General features: G+C 60.1%; 16 protein-coding genes. 1 reads left to right on the top strand and 15 read right to left on the bottom strand.

Annotation, left to right across the window (positions count from 1 at the left end; translation table 11 throughout):
- Positions 1-28: 28 nt before the first annotated feature.
- Complete coding sequence (locus tag V3C40_RS05945) at positions 29-1036, bottom strand: XdhC family protein (RefSeq protein ID WP_331776869.1); 1008 nt, start codon at positions 1034-1036, stop codon at positions 29-31.
- Between the two features lie 98 nt (positions 1037-1134).
- On the opposite strand from V3C40_RS05945, the gene V3C40_RS05940 reads away from it, so the two are divergent.
- A complete protein-coding gene (locus V3C40_RS05940) occupies positions 1135-1275 on the top strand; it encodes a hypothetical protein (protein ID WP_175444556.1) in 141 nt (46 codons plus the stop codon).
- 31 nt (positions 1276-1306) lie between these two features.
- Here V3C40_RS05940 and V3C40_RS05935 read toward each other — a convergent pair whose 3' ends face one another.
- From V3C40_RS05935 to V3C40_RS05870, 14 genes are all read right to left on the bottom strand, one after another.
- The gene (locus tag V3C40_RS05935; protein ID WP_331776868.1) at positions 1307-2410 is read right to left on the bottom strand and encodes a M48 family metallopeptidase; all 1104 of its coding nucleotides are present in this window, start codon (positions 2408-2410) and stop codon (positions 1307-1309) included.
- Positions 2411-2547: 137 nt separating this feature from the next.
- A complete protein-coding gene (dut, locus tag V3C40_RS05930; protein WP_034754180.1) occupies positions 2548-2997 on the bottom strand; it encodes a dUTP diphosphatase in 450 nt (149 codons plus the stop codon).
- Positions 2998-3032: 35 nt separating this feature from the next.
- Positions 3033-4253 (bottom strand): bifunctional phosphopantothenoylcysteine decarboxylase/phosphopantothenate--cysteine ligase CoaBC, encoded by a 1221-nt coding sequence (gene coaBC / locus V3C40_RS05925; RefSeq protein ID WP_331776867.1) that lies wholly within the window; start codon positions 4251-4253, stop codon positions 3033-3035.
- Between the two features lie 17 nt (positions 4254-4270).
- On the bottom strand, positions 4271-4780 hold the full coding sequence (gene lspA / locus V3C40_RS05920) for a signal peptidase II (RefSeq protein WP_034754175.1): 510 nt from the start codon (positions 4778-4780) through the stop codon (positions 4271-4273).
- An 83-nt stretch (positions 4781-4863) separates the two neighbouring features.
- Positions 4864-7764: an isoleucine--tRNA ligase gene (gene ileS, locus V3C40_RS05915; protein WP_331776866.1), complete on the bottom strand. Its 2901-nt coding sequence runs from the start codon at positions 7762-7764 to the stop codon at positions 4864-4866.
- 67 nt (positions 7765-7831) lie between these two features.
- Positions 7832-8803 carry a bifunctional riboflavin kinase/FAD synthetase gene (locus V3C40_RS05910; RefSeq protein WP_034754171.1) on the bottom strand — a complete coding sequence of 324 codons (972 nt, stop codon included), beginning with the start codon at positions 8801-8803 and terminating at the stop codon, positions 7832-7834.
- 242 nt (positions 8804-9045) lie between these two features.
- Positions 9046-10257 (bottom strand): tetratricopeptide repeat protein, encoded by a 1212-nt coding sequence (locus V3C40_RS05905; protein ID WP_034754169.1) that lies wholly within the window; start codon positions 10255-10257, stop codon positions 9046-9048.
- 78 nt (positions 10258-10335) lie between these two features.
- On the bottom strand, positions 10336-10767 hold the full coding sequence (locus tag V3C40_RS05900; RefSeq protein WP_176741207.1) for an ExbD/TolR family protein: 432 nt from the start codon (positions 10765-10767) through the stop codon (positions 10336-10338).
- A 105-nt stretch (positions 10768-10872) separates the two neighbouring features.
- Complete coding sequence (locus V3C40_RS05895; RefSeq protein WP_034754165.1) at positions 10873-11301, bottom strand: ExbD/TolR family protein; 429 nt, start codon at positions 11299-11301, stop codon at positions 10873-10875.
- Positions 11302-11306: 5 nt separating this feature from the next.
- Positions 11307-12239 (bottom strand): MotA/TolQ/ExbB proton channel family protein, encoded by a 933-nt coding sequence (locus V3C40_RS05890; RefSeq protein ID WP_181878028.1) that lies wholly within the window; start codon positions 12237-12239, stop codon positions 11307-11309.
- Positions 12240-12325: 86 nt separating this feature from the next.
- On the bottom strand, positions 12326-12982 hold the full coding sequence (locus V3C40_RS05885; RefSeq protein WP_034754161.1) for an energy transducer TonB: 657 nt from the start codon (positions 12980-12982) through the stop codon (positions 12326-12328).
- A 539-nt stretch (positions 12983-13521) separates the two neighbouring features.
- A complete protein-coding gene (locus V3C40_RS05880; protein WP_072455730.1) occupies positions 13522-15123 on the bottom strand; it encodes a SpoVR family protein in 1602 nt (533 codons plus the stop codon).
- On the bottom strand, positions 15123-16391 hold the full coding sequence (locus V3C40_RS05875) for a YeaH/YhbH family protein (RefSeq protein WP_219327646.1): 1269 nt from the start codon (positions 16389-16391) through the stop codon (positions 15123-15125). The genes V3C40_RS05880 and V3C40_RS05875 overlap by 1 nt, the downstream gene beginning before the upstream one ends.
- Before the next feature lie 72 nt (positions 16392-16463).
- Positions 16464-18386 (bottom strand): PrkA family serine protein kinase, encoded by a 1923-nt coding sequence (locus V3C40_RS05870; protein WP_034754154.1) that lies wholly within the window; start codon positions 18384-18386, stop codon positions 16464-16466.
- Between the last annotated feature and the right edge of the window lie 359 nt (positions 18387-18745).

The following is an 18745-nucleotide window of genomic DNA, read 5'->3' as shown; positions in this document are numbered from 1 at the left end:
GGGCGCACCGCGTTTCTTGCTTTTTGCCTTAGCGCGCGCAGATGTCGGTGCTGGGCGGGCTCAGGGCCGCCGCGTGCTGGATCTGCAGAGTCTCGGGCACGCCATTTTTCACGGCCGTCAGTTCGGCCAGGATGGAAATGGCGATTTCGGCCGGCGTCTTGCTGCCGATGTACAGGCCAATGGGGCCGTGCAGGCGCGCCAGCTGTTCTGCGCTGACTTCGAACTGCAGCAGCCGTTCGCGGCGCTTGGCATTGTTGGCGCGCGAGCCGATCGCGCCCACGTAGAACGCGGGCGATTTCAACGCTTCCATCAGGGCCAGGTCGTCGAGCTTGGGGTCGTGCGTGAGGGCGACGACGGCGCTGCGGCTATCGAGCTTGAGTTCGAGCACGAGGTCGTCCGGCATGGCGTGCAGCAGGGGCACGCCGGGCACGTTCCAGCCGCCCCGGTATTCCTCGCGCGGGTCGCAGACGATGACGTGGTAATCCATGGCCGTGGCGATCTGCGCCACGAAGCGTGACAGCTGGCTGGCGCCGATGATCAGCAAGCGCCAGCGCGGGCCGTGCTGGGTGGTGAGCATGCCGTCTTCCAGGGCCAGCACGGCCCCCGGCGTGGCGCGCCGCAGGGTGACGGCGCCGCTATCGAGATCCAGGCGGCGTTCGACCAGTTCATGCGCTTCCAGGCGCGCCAGCAGTTCGGCCACCTTGCTGTCCGCATGCAGCGGTTCGATGGCCAGTTCGATGGTGCCGCCGCAGGGCAGGCCGAAGCGGTGCGCCTCGTCCGCGCTGATGCCGTAGCTGACGATTTCCGGCTGCGTGCGCACGATGCCGTGCACGCGCACGGTATCGATCAAATCATCTTCGATGCAGCCGCCGGAAACGGAACCGACCACCGTGCCATCGTCGCAGATAGCCAGGGTGGCGCCCACGGGGCGGGGGCTGGAACCCCACGTCTTGATGACGGTGACGAGTTCGCAGCGGTGGCCGGCGGCGAGCCAGGCGGCGCTGGTTTTCAGAACTTCAAGGTCGATGCTGTCCATGGGGCGCGGAAGGAAAGCCGCAGGAACGCGGCAAAGTATGGAATATTTTTCAATATTGTGGCTATACTACGCTCTCCAACAGCCTGCGGAGAGTTTTCATGTCGAACGACCAAAAGACGCAAGATGACGGCATCCCCAAGTTTGGCAAACTGCTCATCGCCCTGTTCCTGGCGGTGGTGTTTTGCGGCGCCCTGACCTGGATCATGGGCACCTACTTCCCGAACTTCCCCGGCGCCTGAGCAAACCTGCTGCATCAGGCGCCTTTGGCGTTTAAGGCTTCAACGGCTTCTTCGCCGCCTGCTTCGCGCGCACGTCGATGACGGCGCGGTTGACGGCCGCCATGCGCGAGTTGGTGCCCGGGTGCAGGGCCGTGTAGCCGTTGGCGACCGTCGCCGGCACTTGCGCGGCCAGGCGCTGCCAGAAGCGCGCGGCGTTGTCGACGTTGTAGCCGGCGCGCGCCAGCAGGTAGATGGCCAGGGTGTCGGCTTGCACGTCGAGTTCCTGCGGCATGGCCTTGATGCCGGCGGCGCCCGTCAGCATCGACACGTCGGGCTGCACAGCACCGAGGCTATCGATGATGCTGCCTGCCGTGCCTGCCGTGCGCTGGCTGCGCGCGTGGTCGAGGATGTTGTGCGCCATTTCGCGGGCGATCACGAAGGCGATGCCTTCGTCGTTTTGCGCCGCATTGACCATGCCGCGCGTGAGCATGATGCGTCCGCCGTCCGAGTACGCGTTGATATTGTCCGCATTGCCCAGGGCGACGCGGAAGGCGCAGGCGCGCGTGACGGGAATTTTGATGTCCTGCTGCTGGCCGTCGCGGGCGATGGTCATGTTCAGGCTCGCGCTTTTCGAGGCCAGCGGGCCGACGATGGCGCCGAACGGGCCTTCCGCTTTCGGGCCGGCCGGCAGCGGCTTGCCTTCGGCGGCCAGCAAGCCGTCGCCCTTGCGCAAGCCGGCGCGCGCGGCGCCGCTGCCCGGCAAGACGCCGGACACCTGCATCTGTTCGCCGTAGCCGAGGGCCGCCTGCGCCGCGTCGGCATAGATGCCGGGGTAGGAATACTTGTTCTGCGCCGTGAAGCCCAGCAGATTACGCGCATACGTCTTGCACAGGTCCGCATTGTTGATCAGCAGGGGCGCCGAGACTTTCGACAGGCGATCCTGCAGCGACACCATCTTCACCAGTTCTTCCTGCGCCGCCTTTTGCTGCGCCGTCGGCGCGGGCGCATCGGGCGCCGGCACGACGTTGAACGGGCCGCTGACATTCGTCATCGGGGTGGTGCAACCAGCGAGGATGGCCGCACTGGCCAACAGGAGAGGAGTGGCCAATCGGCGCAGCGAAGTTGGGGCTGGGATCAGATGGCGGAAACCTGGCATGGACTATTCCTTCGTGTAGCTCCTGACAAAACCTACTGCGCGGCGCGATTTGCGGCCTCCGATGCTCACTGTGCATTCGCACAGCTCCGCTTCTCAGCCACAACTCACATCCGCTCGCTACGGTTTGTCAGTCGCTGTTAATGTTTGCCGGTGCTGCCGAAACCGCCAACACCGCGTTCGCTGTCGCCGAATTCCTCGACGACGTTAAAGCCCACTTGCAGCACCGGCACGATAATCAGTTGCGCCAGGCGTTCCATGGGATTGAGCGTGAAAGCGCTCTGGCCCCGGTTCCAGGTCGATACCATCAGCTGGCCCTGGTAATCGGAGTCGATCAAGCCTACCAGATTCCCCAATACGATGCCGTTTTTGTGGCCCATGCCGCTGCGCGGCAAAATCATGGCCGCATACGACGGGTCGCCGATGTGGATGGCCAGGCCAGTGGGAATGAGCACGGTCTGGCCGGCTTCGATGGTGATCGCTGAGGCTATGCAGGCGCGCAGGTCCAGACCGGCGCTGCCGGGCGTGGCGTAGGCCGGAAGCAGTTCTTTCATGCGGGCGTCGAGGATCTTGATGTCGATATTTTTCATGAATCTAACTAACTAAGCTAAGTCGTTTAATGGGATTATTTGAGCAGCGAATTCTTGGCAATGCGCTTCGAGATTTCCGAAATCAGCTGGCGCGCCAGGTTCAGTTTCGAGGCGCGCGGCAGCACGGTATGGCCTTCCTCGTCGAACAGGATGATGGTGTTGTCGTCCTGGCCAAAGGTGTTCTGGCCGATATTGCCGACGAGGAGGGGAATGCCCTTCTTTTCACGCTTGGTCGAGCCGAATTCCACGAGATTTTCCGATTCGGCGGCAAAGCCCACGCAATACGGATAGCCGGCCAGGTTGGTGCGTGCCGCCACGGTGGCCAGGATGTCGGGGTTTTGCGCGAACTGCAGTTCGGGCACGGAGCCGTCGGCCTGCTTTTTCATCTTCTGGTTGCTGGCGTTGGCCACGCGCCAGTCGGCGACGGCGGCCACGGCGACGAAGACATGCTGGCCGTCGACGTGGGCCAGCACGGCATCGTGCATCTGCTGCGCGCTTTGCACGTCGATGCGGCGCACGCCGAATGGCGCGTCCAGGGCCGTCGGGCCGGAAATGAGCAGCACCTCGGCGCCCGCTTCGCGCGCCGCGCGCGCCACCGCATAGCCCATCTTGCCCGAGGACAGATTGGTAATGCCGCGCACGGGGTCGATGGCTTCGAACGTGGGGCCGGCCGTGACCAGCACGCGCTTGCCCGCCAGGACTTTCGGCTGGAAGGAAGCGATCAGCTCCGTCAGCAATTGCTCCGGTTCCAGCATGCGGCCCAGGCCAACTTCGCCGCACGCCTGTTCGCCGGCGGCCGGGCCGAACAGCTTGATGCCGTCGTCGCGCAGCTGCTGCACATTGCGCTGCGTGGCCGGGTTCTGCCACATTTCCACGTTCATGGCCGGCGCCACCAGCAGGGGCAGGTGGGCGGGACGGGCCAGGCACAGGGTCGACAGCAGGTCGTCGCACACGCCATGCGCGAGCTTGCGCATGAAGTCTGCCGAACACGGCGCGATCAGGATGGCGTCCGCATGGCGCGTCAAATCGATATGCGCCATGTTGTTGTCGATGCGTGCATCCCACTGGCTCGTGTGCACGGGGTGGCCGGACAGCGCCTGCATCGTGACGGCCGTGATGAAGTGGCTGGCCGCATCCGTCATCACCACTTGCACCGAGGCGCCGGCCTTGGTCAGCGCGCGGCACAGTTCCGCCGCCTTGTAGCAGGCGACGCCGCCTGACAGTCCCAGGACGATTTTTTTGCCGGACAATTCCATGCCGTTCTCCCGCGTGTCTATTTGTTTACCCGGCGCAGTTCATCGATGATGAACAGGGCCGCGCCGATGCAGATGGCGCTGTCGGCGATATTGAAAGCGGGGAAATGGCCCCAGCTTTTCCAGTGGAAGTCGAGGAAGTCGACCACGTGGCCGTACATCAGGCGGTCGATGGCGTTGCCCAGCGCGCCGCCGAGTATCAGCGCCAGGGCCCAGCAGAACATGCGTTGTCCCGCGTGCTTTTTCAGCAGGTAGATGATGTAGATGGCGGCCGCCAGGGCGATGCCGGTGAAGAAATAGCGCTGCCAGCCGCCCTGGTCGGACAGGAAGCTGAACGCGGCGCCCTTGTTATACGCGAGCACCAGGTTGAAATACGAGGTGATGACCATCTCTTGCGCATAGCGGAAGGTCTTCAGGATCGTGATCTTGGTGATCTGGTCGAACAGGATGACGATGGCGGCAATGCCCAGCCATGGCACGAGCGACGCCGACGATGACGATTTCGATGAAAAACGGTTTTTAGTGGCCATATTTTTCCAGGGAAGATAAAGCCGCCGCCACCCTTGCGGGCAGCGGCGGTGGGAAGCGGCGCAGGAGCCAGTCCCGCGCTGTGTTATGCGAAGCGGCGTTTCTCGCCGGCGCCAAACAGATTGCTGACGCAGCGGCCGCACAGGGTAGCATGCGCGGCGTCCGTACCCACGTCCGCACGGTAGTGCCAGCAGCGCTCGCACTTCGGCGCCGTCGACGCGGCCACGATCACTTCCTCGGCTGCTTCGTCGGCCACTTCAGCCACGGTTGCCTGCGAGGTGATGAAGACGAACTTCAAGTCCTCGCCCAGGGTGGTCAGCAGCTTGTACTTCATCGGCGCGGCCTTGATCGTCAGTTCCGCCTGCAGCGACGAACCGATGGCGCCCGAGGTGCGCAAGTCTTCCAGCTGTTTCGTCACGTCCGTGCGTACGGCGCGCAGGGCCGTGTATTTCTCCAGCAGGCCGGCGGCATCCGCCACTTCCGGCAGTTGCCACCACGTTTGCGTGAAGATGGTTTCATCGCTGGCGGCATACGCTTCGCTTCCTGCGAAGACAGCCCATGCTTCTTCGGCCGTGAACGACAGGGCCGGGGCCATCAGGCGCAGCAGGCTTTGCGTGATGTGCCACAGGGCCGTCTGCGCCGAACGGCGCGCATGCGACGTCAGGCCCGAGGTGTACAGACGGTCTTTCAGGATATCCAGGTAGAAGCCGCCCAGGTCTTCCGAGCAGTACGTCTGCAGCTTCGACACGACCGGGTGGAACTCGTAGCGCGCGTAGTTGTTCTCGATCTGCGTTTGCAGCGATGCCATGTTGGCCAGCGCATAGCGGTCGATCTCGAACATCTGCGCCACCGGCACGGCGTCCGTGGCCGGATTGAAGTCCGACGTATTGGCCAGCAGGAAGCGCAGGGTGTTGCGGATGCGGCGGTACGATTCCGTCACGCGTTTCAGGATCTCGTCGGAGATCGACAGCTCGCCCGTGTAGTCGGTCGAGGCGATCCACAGGCGCAGGATGTCCGCGCCCAGGGTGTCCGAGATCTTTTGCGGCGCCAGCGTGTTGCCCAGCGACTTAGACATCTTCTTGCCTTCGCCATCGACCGTGAAACCGTGCGTCAGCAGGGCTTTGTATGGCGGACGGCCGTTCAGCATCGACGACACGAGCAGCGACGAGTGGAACCAGCCGCGATGCTGGTCCGAGCCTTCCAGGTACAGGTCGGCCGGGAATTGCAGCTGCGTCGAATGCGAACCGTGGCCTTGCGGGCCGCCCAGCACCGTCTGGTGCGTGGCGCCGGAATCGAACCACACGTCCAGGGTATCTTTGTTTTTCGCGTAGATGGCCGCTTCGTCGCCAATCAGGTCTTTCAGATCGAGCGCCTGCCATGCCTCGATGCCGTTCTTTTCGATCAGCTTGGCCACTTGCTCCAGCAGTTCCGGCGTGCGCGGATGCAGGTCGCCCGTTTCCTTGTGCACGATGAAGGCCATCGGCACACCCCACTGGCGCTGGCGCGACAGGGTCCAGTCAGGACGGTTGGCGATCATGCCGTGCAGGCGCGCCTGGCCCCAGTCCGGGAAGAACTCGGTGTCGGCGATGCCTTTCAGGGCCGTCTCGCGCAGGGTCGCGCCGCCGTCTTTCGGCGTCACGTCCATGCCGGCGAACCACTGCGAGGTGGCGCGGTAGATGATCGGCGTCTTATGGCGCCAGCAATGCATGTAGCTGTGGTCGAACATCTTGACTTCGAACAGCGCGCCCGCTTCGCGCAAGGCGTTGCAGATTGGCTTCGACGCTTCCCAGATGGTCATGCCGCCGAACAGGGGCAGGGTCGAGGCGAACTTGCCGTCGCCCATGACGGGCTTGATGATGTCGTCGTCCTTCATGCCGTGCGCCTTGCACGAGATGAAGTCGTCCAGGCCGTAGGCTGGCGCCGAGTGCACCACGCCCGTGCCGCTTTCCGTGGTCACGTATTCGGCCAGGTACAAGGGCGACAGGCGGTCATAGAAAGCGTCGCTCGCATGCAGCGGGTGGCGGAAGCTGATGCCGGCCAGGGCCGCGCCGTCGCAGGTGGCGATCGTCGTGCCTTCGAGCTTGAAGCGCGCCAGGCTGGCCACGACCAGGTCTTGCGCCAGGATCAGCAGCAGCGGCTGGCCATCACGCTCGGTTTTCACCAGCGCGTATTTGACTTCCGGGTGCACGTTCAGCGCCTGGTTCGACGGGATGGTCCACGGCGTCGTGGTCCAGATGACGATGAACCCGTTATCGGTCGGCAGCGATGGCAGGCCGAAGGCAGCCGCCAGTTTGGCCGGCTCGGCGAACTTGAAGCCGACATCGATGGCGGGATCGCGTTTTTCCGCGTATTCCACTTCCGCTTCGGCCAGGGCCGACTGGCAGTCGAAGCACCAGTTGACCGGTTTCAGGCCGCGGTAGACATAGCCTTTTTCCAGCAGCTTGCCCAGCGCGCGCAATTCGTCCGCTTCATTGCCGTGCGCCATCGTCAGGTAGGGGTTGTCCCACTCGCCCAGCACGCCCAGGCGGATAAAGTCTTTCTTCTGGCGCTCGACCTGCACGTTGGCGTAGGCGCGCGCTTTTTCCAGCACTTCGGCCGTAGGCAGGTTCTTGCCGTGCAGTTTTTCGATCTGGATCTCGATCGGCATGCCGTGGCAATCCCAGCCCGGTACATAGGGCGCGTCGAAGCCGGCCAGCGAGCGCGATTTGACGACCATGTCTTTCAGGATCTTGTTGACGGCGTGGCCCAGGTGGATATCGCCATTCGCGTACGGCGGGCCGTCATGCAGGATGAATTTCGGACGGCCGGCGGCAGCCTTGCGCACGCGCTCGTAGATTTTCTTGTCTTGCCATTGCTGTACCCATTGCGGCTCGCGCTTGGCCATGTCGCCGCGCATCGGGAATGGGGTTTCCGTCATGTTGACCGGGTATTTGCTTTCAGGCTTCTTGTTCTGCTTGGGCGTGGCTGGCTTGTTTTGATCGGACATAATCTTCTTTAATGATATTGAATGGTTTGCGGCGGCAGGTGCCGCCAGTCGGCGGAGTTGGCCGGCGTCAAATTCGGTCGGTGGCGGTAATGGCGCCGCTGCGCTGCTCGAAGTAGGCGCGCGCCTGGTTCGAGTCGCGCTCGATGGCGGCCGTCAGGGTGGGCAAGTCGTCGTACTTTTCTTCGTCGCGCAGCTTTTCCAAAAACTCCACGCGTACCAGCTTGCCGTAGCAGGACTGGGCGAAATCGAACAGATGCACTTCCAGCAAGACGCGGCCGCTGTCGTCGACGGTGGGGCGCACGCCGAGGCTGGCCACGGCCGGCAGCGGTGCCGGTCCCAGGCCGTGTACCTGCACGATGAAGATGCCGGACAGGGCGGGGCGGTGCGCCACGCGCAGGTTCAGGGTGGGGAAACCGAGAGTGCGGCCCAGCTTCTGGCCGTGGATGACGTGGCCGGAAATGGCGTACGGATGGCCGAGCAGTTGCGTGGCCAGCGGGAAATCGCCGGCGGCCAGGGCCAGGCGCACGGCCGACGAGGAGATGCGCGTGCTGCCATTCATCACCGTCGGTAAAGTTTCTACGTGGAAACCGTATTGGCGGCCCGCTTCCTGCAGCATGGCGACGTCGCCGGCGCGCCGGGCGCCATAGCAGAAGTCGTCGCCGACCATCAGCCATTTCACGTGCAAGCCGTCGACGAGGACTTTTTCAGTGAATTCCTGCGGCGTCAGGGCGGCAAACTGGGCGCTGAAGTGCTCGACGACGACACGGTCGATGCCGGCGTCGTCCAGCGATTGCAGCTTGTCGCGCAGGTTGGCGATGCGCTGCGGCGCCTTCGACAGGTCGCCCGCGCGCTGCGCGAAGAATTCGCGCGGGTGCGGCTCGAACGTCATCACGGCCGCTTCGATGCCGAGTTCGGTTGCAGCTTCGCGCACGCGCGCCAGCAAGGCCTGATGGCCGATGTGGACACCGTCAAAATTGCCGATGGTCAGAGCGCAAGGCGCTCGTGCCTGGGCATTGGGAAGTCCGCGGAATACCTTCATAGGAATCTGATGAAAAACTGTGCCAAAAGGGGGATTATACGGACTGTTTCAGGGATGCACACCCGGCAGGGCGGGCGCAGGGGAAATTTCCCTGCTGAAATGATAAAAAGCGTTGCCGGCGGGTGTGCTGGCAACGCTTTTCGCGAACTAAGGACTTGACAACATGTTCAGGGCTAGGCGCCGCGTCGAAGACAGTACGAATGTACGGCGAGACGCGGCAACAACGCCCTGGACGTGTTGTCTTATTTGTTCATCAATGCCCAGTAACGAGCCAGGTCAGCCGCGCCATCCGTGCCCTTGACGGCTTTCAGCGCGGTCGATGCGTTGGATTTCTTGCCGGCGTGGATGTAGGCAATGCCCAGATGCAGCTTGGCTTCTTCCGGATACTTGGCGGTGCCCATTTTCACGGCGTCATTCATCAGGCCCAGGCCTTTGTCGGCTTGGCCATCGTAGACCAGGGCGAAGCCCAGCTTGCTCAAGCTGTCGGCGTCCTTGTTCTTGACGTATTCCGCTTCCGACTTGGCGGCGTTGGCCTTCAGGTCAGCCTGGGTCTTCAGGGCCAGGTCTTTCAGGCGCTGGTGACGGGCGGCATCGGTGCCGGTGCCCAGCACGCCTTTTTTGTAGCCCTGCTCGATGATGGCCAGCGCTTCGCCAGGATTGCCTGCTTGCAGGGCCAGCTGGCTGATTTCCATGTATTCGGATGGCTTGGTGAACAGGCCGTTGGCCAGGCGCAGGCGCTGGACGTCCAGGCCGAGGCGCTGCGAGAAGCCAGGTTTGCCGGAAACGCGGTTCAGCAGGTCGGCCCAGTAGCTGGTTTTCGGATAGCTCGATGCCAGTTTTTCCAGGGTGGCGACATAGCCGGCCTTGTCGTTCTGTTTCAGCTGGATGTTGGCCAGCATTTGCAGGCTCGCTTCCGAGTTGCCGCCGCGCGATTGCAGTTCCTTCGCCGCTTCGGCGTAGTTGCCGCTGACGTAGTAGGTCTGGATCAGCAGTTCGCGCATCTGTGGATCTTCGCGGTCTTTCAGCGAACGTTTGATCCAGGTGATGGTGTTCGGCCAGTCCTTGGCGCGGTAGTACATGCCTGCCAGCGCTTGCGTGAATTTGGGGGCTTCGGCGGCGCTCAGGCGGCCGGAATTGATGACGGCTTCAAACGCCTTGATGGCGGTGCCATTGTCGCCGGCGGCAGCAGCGGCCGAGGCGCGCACGCGCTCGATCTGGTAGCTTTCAAAGGCGGTCTTGCCGCCGACGCTGTCAGCTTCGCGCAGCTTGGCCAGCGCTTCCTTGTTTTTGCCGCTGCTAGCGAGTTTTTGCGCTTCTTGCAGTGGCTTGCCCACTTCGGCACGCACGGTGTCCGCGGCGTATGCCAGCGAGCCCAGGCCGATTACGGGAGTTGCTGCGGTAAAACCGATAGCGGCCATGACGAGGCCGAGATGAGCGAGACGAAACTTGGACATAAGAAAGTCTTTCAGTAAAAAGCGAATAGGCAGGAAGTCCTGCCTATTCGGATGTAAAGAGAACCTGATTGCTGCAGCTTACTGGAATTGCTCGTTGCCGACCAGACCGATTTTGGTCACGCCCAGACGCTGCGCCGACGCCATCACACCGGCGACGACTTTGTATTCCACCAGCTTGTTCGGACGCAGATGCACTTCCGGCTGGTCTGCTTGCGCAGCGACGTTGCTCAGCTTGGCTTCCAGCGAAGCGCGGTCAGGAACGACCTGATTGTCCCACAAGATCGTACCGTCAAAATCGACATCGATCGTGACGACCACTGGTTCGGTTGTCGGTGGCGGCGGGGTGCCGACCGGCATGTTCAAGTTCACCGAGTGGTTTTGCTTAGGAATCGTGATGATCAACATGATAATCAGCACCAGCATCACGTCGATGAGGGGCGTCATGTTCAGTTCCATCATTGGTTCCGGATCCGCGCCTGGAGCGCTTCCCGAACCGACATTCATACTCATAGTGTTTCCTTTAAGAAGTCCAACGAAGCACCGGGCGAAACTGCCGCCCGGTCAGCTTCCGGCAGTGGCGCGCCCTTGTTGCCGGGGCGCCGCTGCCAGTCGCTATCAGCCCTTGTCAGGTGGTTCGGTGATGAAGCCGACCTTCTGGATCCCGGCACGTTGGGTCGTGTAAATAACCCGGCCGATCGATTCGTAGCGTGTTTCTTGGTCGCCACGAACGTGTACTTCCGGCTGCGGTACTTTCACTGCTTCAACTTTCAGATAATCGAACAGTTCGCTCGTATCTTTCAGTTTCTTCTGGCCCAGATAAATCTCGCCATCCTTGTTGACAACGATGTTGACGTTTTCTGGCTTGCTTTGAAGGGCTTGATTGGCCTCGATCGGCAGATCGATTTTCTGCAATTTGAGGACAACCGGACTGGTGATCAAGAAAATGATCAGCAAAACCAACATGATGTCGACGAGCGGCGTCGTGTTGATTTCTGACATTACTTGATCTTCATCTCCGCTGTCGGAGCCGACGGACATCGACATGATTCTTATCCGATCTTTTTAGCGCCGGCAGCACGGCCAGCTTCGCTGGTCGACATTGCGCCGGAGATCAGTACCGAGTGAACGTCGGCGCTGAACGAGCGTACGTCTTCCATTGCGGTTTTGTTACGACGCACCAGCCAGTTGTAGCCCAGAACGGCAGGAACGGCGACCAGCAGACCGAAAGCGGTCATGATCAGTGCTTCACCAACTGGACCTGCAACTTTATCGATCGAAGCGTTACCGGTCATGCCGATGTTGGTCAGCGCGCCATAAATACCCCAAACGGTACCGAACAGACCGATAAACGGTGCGGTCGAACCAACGGTTGCCAGGAACGACAGGCCATCTTGCAGACGCGATTGGACTTTGTCCGAAGCGCGCTGGATCGACATCGTCACCCAGGTCGACAGATCGATTTGTTCCAGCAGGGCGCCGTCATGGTGAGCCGTTGCCTTGGTGCCCGATTCAGCGATGAAGCGGAATGGCGAGCCTTCGGTCAGCGTTGCCGAACCAGCAGCGATCGAAGGTGCTTTCCAGAATTTGGCAGCGGTTTCTTTAGCTTGCTTGAAGATCTTCATTTGATCCATCAGCTTGGTGATGATGATGTACCAGCTGCCGATCGACATGATGGCCAGGATGATCAGGGTGGCGCGTGGCACGAAGCCGCCGTCCCACACTGCTTGCAGGCCGAACGGGTTGTGGACTTCTTCGGTTTTGGCTGGAGCTGCTGCGTCAGCGGCTGGAGCGGCTGCGTCTGCTGCTGGAGCTGCTGCGTCAGCAGCTGGTGCTGGTGCTGCTGCAGCGTCTGCCGCTGGAGCCGTAGCTGCTGCCGATGCTGGCGCGTCAGCGAATGCCGGAGCTGCTACCAGAGCGGTAGTAGCGGTAACGGACAACAGAACCGCGGCAAAAAATGCGGACAAACGGGTATTCTTAAACATGCTTCCTCCAAAATTAAAAATAACAGATCGCTGAACGTAATGACAACGAAATCATAGTGTGAGACAGGGGATAACTGTCTCGGGTTTTAATCCAGCGACCAAACGTATTGCATTTGCTGCCAGCCTTGTTCCGGCTTGCCGTCAACTGTTGCCGGCTTAAATGTACAGCGGCTGATACCTTGCACCGCGGCTTTGTCCAGGTCTCTGAAGCCGCTGGACTTCACGATCTTCGAATCAGCGACCTTGCCGTCTACACCGATCAGGAACGACAGTGTCACCACACCGGTTTCCTCATTGCGCTGCGACGACTTTGGATAAGCCGGCTTTTCGCAGACACTGAAGTCAACCACGGCCGGCGTACGCACCGATTTGGCTGGTCCAGGAGTTGGCGCAGGCTGTGCAGGCGGTGCTGGCGGTGCCAATACATTCGTGGCTGGCTTCACAGCAGTCGTATTTGCAATCACGTTTTGCTGTGGTGGCGGCTGCTGCACGTTCACCTCGACTGGCGGAATGAATGGCGGCGGTGGCGCTTTCATTTCTGGCGGCGGTGGTGGCGGTGGAAGATCCTTCGGTGGAGGCGGTTTGACTTCCTCGATAATCTTGGTTTCAACCGGTTCCATCATTTTGGTGACCAACCGCTTGCCCAAGCCCGTCACGATCCCGTAAGCCGCGAGAACGTGCAGCAGGACAACGATAGTGATGCCTGTGTAGTTCTTGGGACTTTTCTCGTTCGAAAAATTCATGCCTGCTTTCTCCAAATACCATCTCTTGTCTTGCAACTGAACCCCAAAATGACGACACAAAGCTCCAGCCGTATCCGGGACGTCGCCGAATTATACATACGAATTCTTTATTTTACACAGATTTTTAACGCCTAAAACCGGTTAAATTTTTGGCGCTTTTGCGCCCTGAAAACGTACTTGCTTATGTCATCTTTGCACGCTTTCGGACAGAAAAAAAGGCGGTCTTATCGGTTTTTTACAGCCGTTTTGGGCTACCACTGCTAAGTTCTCCGATGTGCCCATATGGCGGAATTATATTTCGTGATATTCAATATGGAAACTGCTAAATTTGGAGGAAAATCTTTCCTTTTGGAAATGTTTTACCTCGGAACCAGACCACTTAGCGGCACGCGCGCACCAAACGGGTGCGGAAGCCACTTCACTCAGGTCAAAAAAGGCGGTCCTGAGGGTCCATTTGAGGCCGCCAGGCCATACTGAATTCCTATGTAGGCATAGGAAACGCTTATATTCTTGCCATTGATTATTATCAACAAATCATTTCATGGCCGGACGACGGGGTCGTCGCGCCGGTTGCGTTTTTCCCGTCGGCAATTCAGGGTGCCCAGGACGACGCCCTGCGGGTCGACCGTATCGAGGTGCACATCGAAGCCCCACAGCCGCGCCACATGCTTGAGCACCTCGGCCGCCTGCTGGTTCAGCGGGCGGCGCTGGAATTGCGTGTGGCGCAGGGTCAATGCACGGTCGTCGCGCGTATTGACGGACCAGACCTGGATGTTCGGCTCGCGGTTGCCCAGGTTGTACTGCTCGGCCAGCTGCTGGCGCACGTAGCGGTAGCCGGCATCGTCGTGGATGGCGGAAATGGCCAGCTTTTCATTCTTGTCGTCGTCGAGCACGGCAAAGAAATGGAATTCGCGGATCAGCCGCGGCGACAGATACTGGGCGATGAAGCTTTCGTCCTTGAAATTGCGCATGGCAAAGTCCAGGCTCTTGCGCCAATCGCTGCCGGCCATGTCGGGGAACCAGGCGCGGTCTTCGTCCGTCGGGTGCTCGCAGATGCGGCGGATGTCGCTCATCATGGCAAAACCCAGCGCATACGGGTTGATGCCGCTGTAATAGGGGCTGTCGATGGGCGGCTGGTAGACCACGTTGGTATGGCTTTTGAGGAATTCCATCATGAAGCCGTCGCCCACCACGCCTTCGTCGTAGAGCTGGTTCAATATCGTGTAATGCCAGAAGGTGGCCCAGCCTTCGTTCATGACCTGGGTTTGGCGCTGCGGATAGAAATACTGGGAAATCTTGCGCACGATGCGCACCATCTCGCGCTGCCACGGTTCCAGCAGCGGCGCGTACTTCTCGATGAAGTACAGCAGGTTTTCCTCGGGTTCGGGCGGAAAGCGGGGGGCGGCCTTGCGCTGGTCGTCCTCCTCCTCGTCTTCGTCGCGCCGGGGCAGGGTGCGCCACAGCTGGTTGATCTGCGACTGCACATAGGCTTCGCGCTCTTTCTGGCGCGCATATTCCTTCGCCATCGACAGTTTCGCCGGGCGCTTGTAGCGGTCCACGCCATAGTTCTGGATGGCGTGGCACGAATCGAGCAGCAGTTCCACGGCATCGACGCCATGGCGCTGTTCGCATTCGGCGATGTAATTCTTGGCAAACACCATATAGTCGATGATGGCGTCCGCATCCGTCCAGGCGCGGAACAGGTAGTTGCCCTTGAAGAAGGAGTTATGCCCGTACGCTGCATGCGCGATCACCAGCGACTGCATGGTCAGGCTGTTTTCCTCCATTAAATAGGCGATGCACGGATTCGAGTTGATGACGATCTCGTAAGCCAGGCCCATCTGGCCCCGCTTGTAGCTTTTCTCGGTAGACAAAAAATGCTTGCCGAACGACCAATGGTTGTACGAGACGGGCATGCCCACCGACGTGTAGGCATCCATCATCTGTTCGGCCGTGATGATTTCCAGCTGGTTCGGATAGGTGTCGAGGCCAAATTGTTTCGCCACCCGGCGGATTTCCTCGTGGATTTGCTCGATCAGTTCGAACGTCCATTCCGACTGCTCGGGCAGGGCGTTCGGGTGGCGCAGGCGCACGAACGGTTCGCCCGGAGTATTGCTGGCGCGGTCAAAGGCTGCACTCATCATTTCACCTGTTTCTTGAACAGTTCGCGGAAGACCGGGTAGATATCGGCCGGCGTGACGATCTTTTGCATGGCGAAATGGGCGTGATGGTCGAGCACGCCCGCATATTGCTCCCACAGGTTTTGCTGCGGGCCGTCGGTGATCTCGACATAGGTGTAGTACTGCACCTTGGGCATGATGGTATTGATCAGCAACTGGCGGCACAGCATGGAATCGTTGTCCCAGTTGTCGCCGTCCGATGCCTGCGCTACATAGCTGTTCCATTGTCCGGCGCCATAGCGTTCGTCGATGATGGTATTGAGCAAGTGCAGCGCGGACGACACGACGGTGCCGCCCGACTCGCGCGAATTGAAGAATTCATGCTCGTCCACTTCGGCCGCCGCCGTATGGTGGCGGATGAAGACCACCTCGATCTTGTCGTAGACGCGCTTGAGGAAAAGATATAACAGGATGAAGAAGCGCTTGGCCGTGTCCTTGCGCGACTCGTCCATGGAGCCGGAGACGTCCATGATGCAGAACATGACGGCTTGCGTCATCGGCTTCGGTACCTTGATGCGGTTGCTGTAGCGCAAGTCGAACGGATCGATGAAGGGAATGGCCAGCAATCGCGTGTGCAGGTGGTGGATCAGGCGGCGCAGTTCCGTGACGAGCGGGTCGCTGTCGGGCGCCCCTTCGTGCAGCAGTGTTGCCAGGTCTTCCTCGGCCTGCGCCAGCTGCTTGCGGGCGCCACCGCCGACGGCGATGCGCCGGCCCAGCGCGCCGCGCAAGGAGCGCAGCACGTGGATGTTCGATGGCGTGCCCGACATATTGTAGCCGGCGCGCTGGTTCTTGAATTCCGTGGTGGCCGTCAGCTGGGTTTTCACCATGTGCGGCAATTCCAGGTCTTCGAAGAAATAATTCATGAATTCTTCGCGCGACAACTCAAAGATGAAGTCGTCTTCCGTCGTCTCGTCGCTATTGCCCGCCTTGCCCCGCCCGCCGCCACCGCCGCCTTTCGGCCGGGCGATCTGGTCGCCTTTCAGGTATTCCTTGTTGCCGGGATTGACCACTTCCCATACGCCGCCATGCGCGTGGCCAAACGACGGTTCGCCCACGTCCTTGACGGGGATGCTGACCTTCTCGCCATTCTCGACGTCCGTGATCGAGCGCCCCTTGATGGCGCGCCCCACGGCATCCTTGATCTGGCCCTTGTAACGCCGCAGGAAACGCTCGCGGTTGACGGCGGATTTATTCTTGCTTTGCAAGCGCCTGTCGATAAGGTATGTCAAAGGGTGCCTCCTTGCCTCTCGTCTCGCGCGCCCCGCCGGTCGTCAGGCGGGAACGCGCCTCCGCTGTCCGCGCTATGACGACTTGCGTACGCGCAAGTACCATTCGCATAACAGGCGTACCTGCTTGGCCGTATAGCCTTTTTCCACCATGCGGGCCACGAAGTCGGCGTGCTTGTTGGCATCGTCGGCGCTGGCCTTGGCATTGAAGGAAATCACGGGCAGCAATTCCTCCGTATTCGAAAACATTTTCTTTTCAATCACGGTGCGGAACTTTTCATAACTGGTCCAGGCGGGATTCTTGCCACCGTTCGAGGCCCGCGCGCGCAAGCCGAAGTTCACGATTTCGTTGCGGAAATCCTTCGGATTGGAAATGCCCGCCGGCTTCTCGATCTTTTCCAGTTCATTATTCAGCGACTCGCGGTCAAAACTTTCACCCGTGTCCGGATCGCGGTATTCCTGGTCCTGTATCCAGAAATCGGCAAACGTCACGTAGCGGTCGAAGATATTCTGTCCGTATTCCGAATAGCTTTCCAGGTAGGCCGTCTGGATCTCCTTGCCGATGAATTCCACATAGCGCTGCGCCAGGTGCTCTTTAATATACGAGAAGTAGCGCTGCTCGAGTTCCGGCGCGAACTGCTCGCGCTCGACCTGCTGTTCCAGTACATATAATAGATGCACGGGATTGGCGGCCACTTCGGAATTGTCAAAGTTGAACACCTTAGACAGGATCTTGAAGGCAAAGCGCGTCGACAGGCCGTTCATGCCCTCGTCCACGCCCGCGTAATCGACGTATTCGTGCATGGACTTGGCTTTCGGGTCCGTATCCTTGAGGTTTTCGCCATCGTAGACGAGCATCTTCGAAAAGATGCTCGAGTTTTCCGGGTCTTTCAGGCGCGACAGGATGGCGAACTGCGCCATCATGCGCAGGGTGCCGGGCGCACACGGCGCCTTGACCAGCGAGGAATTGGCCACCAGCTTGTCGTAGATCTTGATTTCATCGGACACGCGCAGGCAATACGGCACCTTGACTATATAGATACGGTCAAGAAACGCCTCGTTGTTGCGGTTGTTCTTGAACGTCTTCCATTCCGACTCGTTCGAGTGCGCGAGGATGATGCCGTCGAACGGAATCGCGCCGAAGCCTTCCGTGCCCTTGTAGTTGCCTTCCTGCGTGGCCGTCAGCAAGGGGTGCAAGACCTTGATCGGGGCCTTGAACATTTCCACGAATTCCATCAAGCCCTGGTTGGCCAGGCACAGGCCGCCCGAATAGCTGTAGGCGTCCGGGTCGTCCTGCGCGTAATCTTCCAGTTTGCGGATGTCGACCTTGCCCACCAGCGAGGAAATATCCTGGTTGTTCTCGTCGCCCGGCTCCGTTTTCGAGATGGCGATCTGTTTCAGCACGGAAGGATAGCGCTTGACGACGCGGAACTGGTTGATATCGCCATTGTATTCATGCAGGCGTTTCACGGCCCACGGGCTGGGGATGTTGCGCAGGTAGCGGCGCGGGATGCCGTAATCCTCTTCCAGGATGGTGCCGTCCTCTTCCTCGTTGAACAGGCCCAGCGGCGATTCGTTGACGGGCGAGCCTTTCAGGCAATAGAAGGGCACGTGTTCCATCAGCGACTTGAGTTTTTCCGCGATGGACGACTTGCCGCCGCCGACAGGCCCCAGCAAGTACAGGATCTGCTTGCGTTCTTCCAGGCCTTGCGCCGCGTGGCGGAAATACGAGACGACTTGCTCGATCACTTCCTCGGTGCCGTAGAACTCGCGGAAGGCGGGATAGATCTTGATCACCTTGTTGGCGAAGATGCGCGACAAGCGCGTGTCGTTGCGCGTGTCGACCAGCTGCGGCTCGCCGATGGCGGCCAGCATGCGTTCGGGCGCGCTGGCATACGTCAGCTTGTCCTTCTTGCACAGGGCCAGGTATTCGGTGAGCGACATTTCCTCTTCGCGGGTGCGCTCGTAGCGTGCTGCATAGTTATCAAAAATGGTCATGTCAATGTCCTTTAATGTAAACCTGAACTGCCAGTCACCATGGCCGCCCGCCTGGCACTCGCCTGGGCTTGCCGTCTGAATTTTTTCTGTACCCCGTACCGATTTTTATTGTTGTTTCAAGCCCGGCTGTCTTTGCGAGTCCGGATTGCCCGGACCAAAAAACTGGCGCTTGATGCCGTGTGCTGACGTGGCCAGCCGGCTTATTTTTTCACTGTTGATAGCGCTTGTTGCACTTACCTTTACCCCATGAAATTAATTATTGCTCTAAAGGATCAGGAAGTCAAAAGATATGTCAGCATATCCTTAATACTTGTTTGTAAATTGTTGATTTAATTGGATAAATCATCAAATTTTTCCTC

The sequence above is a fragment of the Janthinobacterium sp. LS2A genome, assembly GCF_036543145.1.
GTDB classification, from domain to species: domain Bacteria; phylum Pseudomonadota; class Gammaproteobacteria; order Burkholderiales; family Burkholderiaceae_D; genus Janthinobacterium; species Janthinobacterium aestuarii.
Note: the sequence above shows the minus strand (reverse complement) of the source record. Positions and strands in the feature narration are given on the sequence as shown.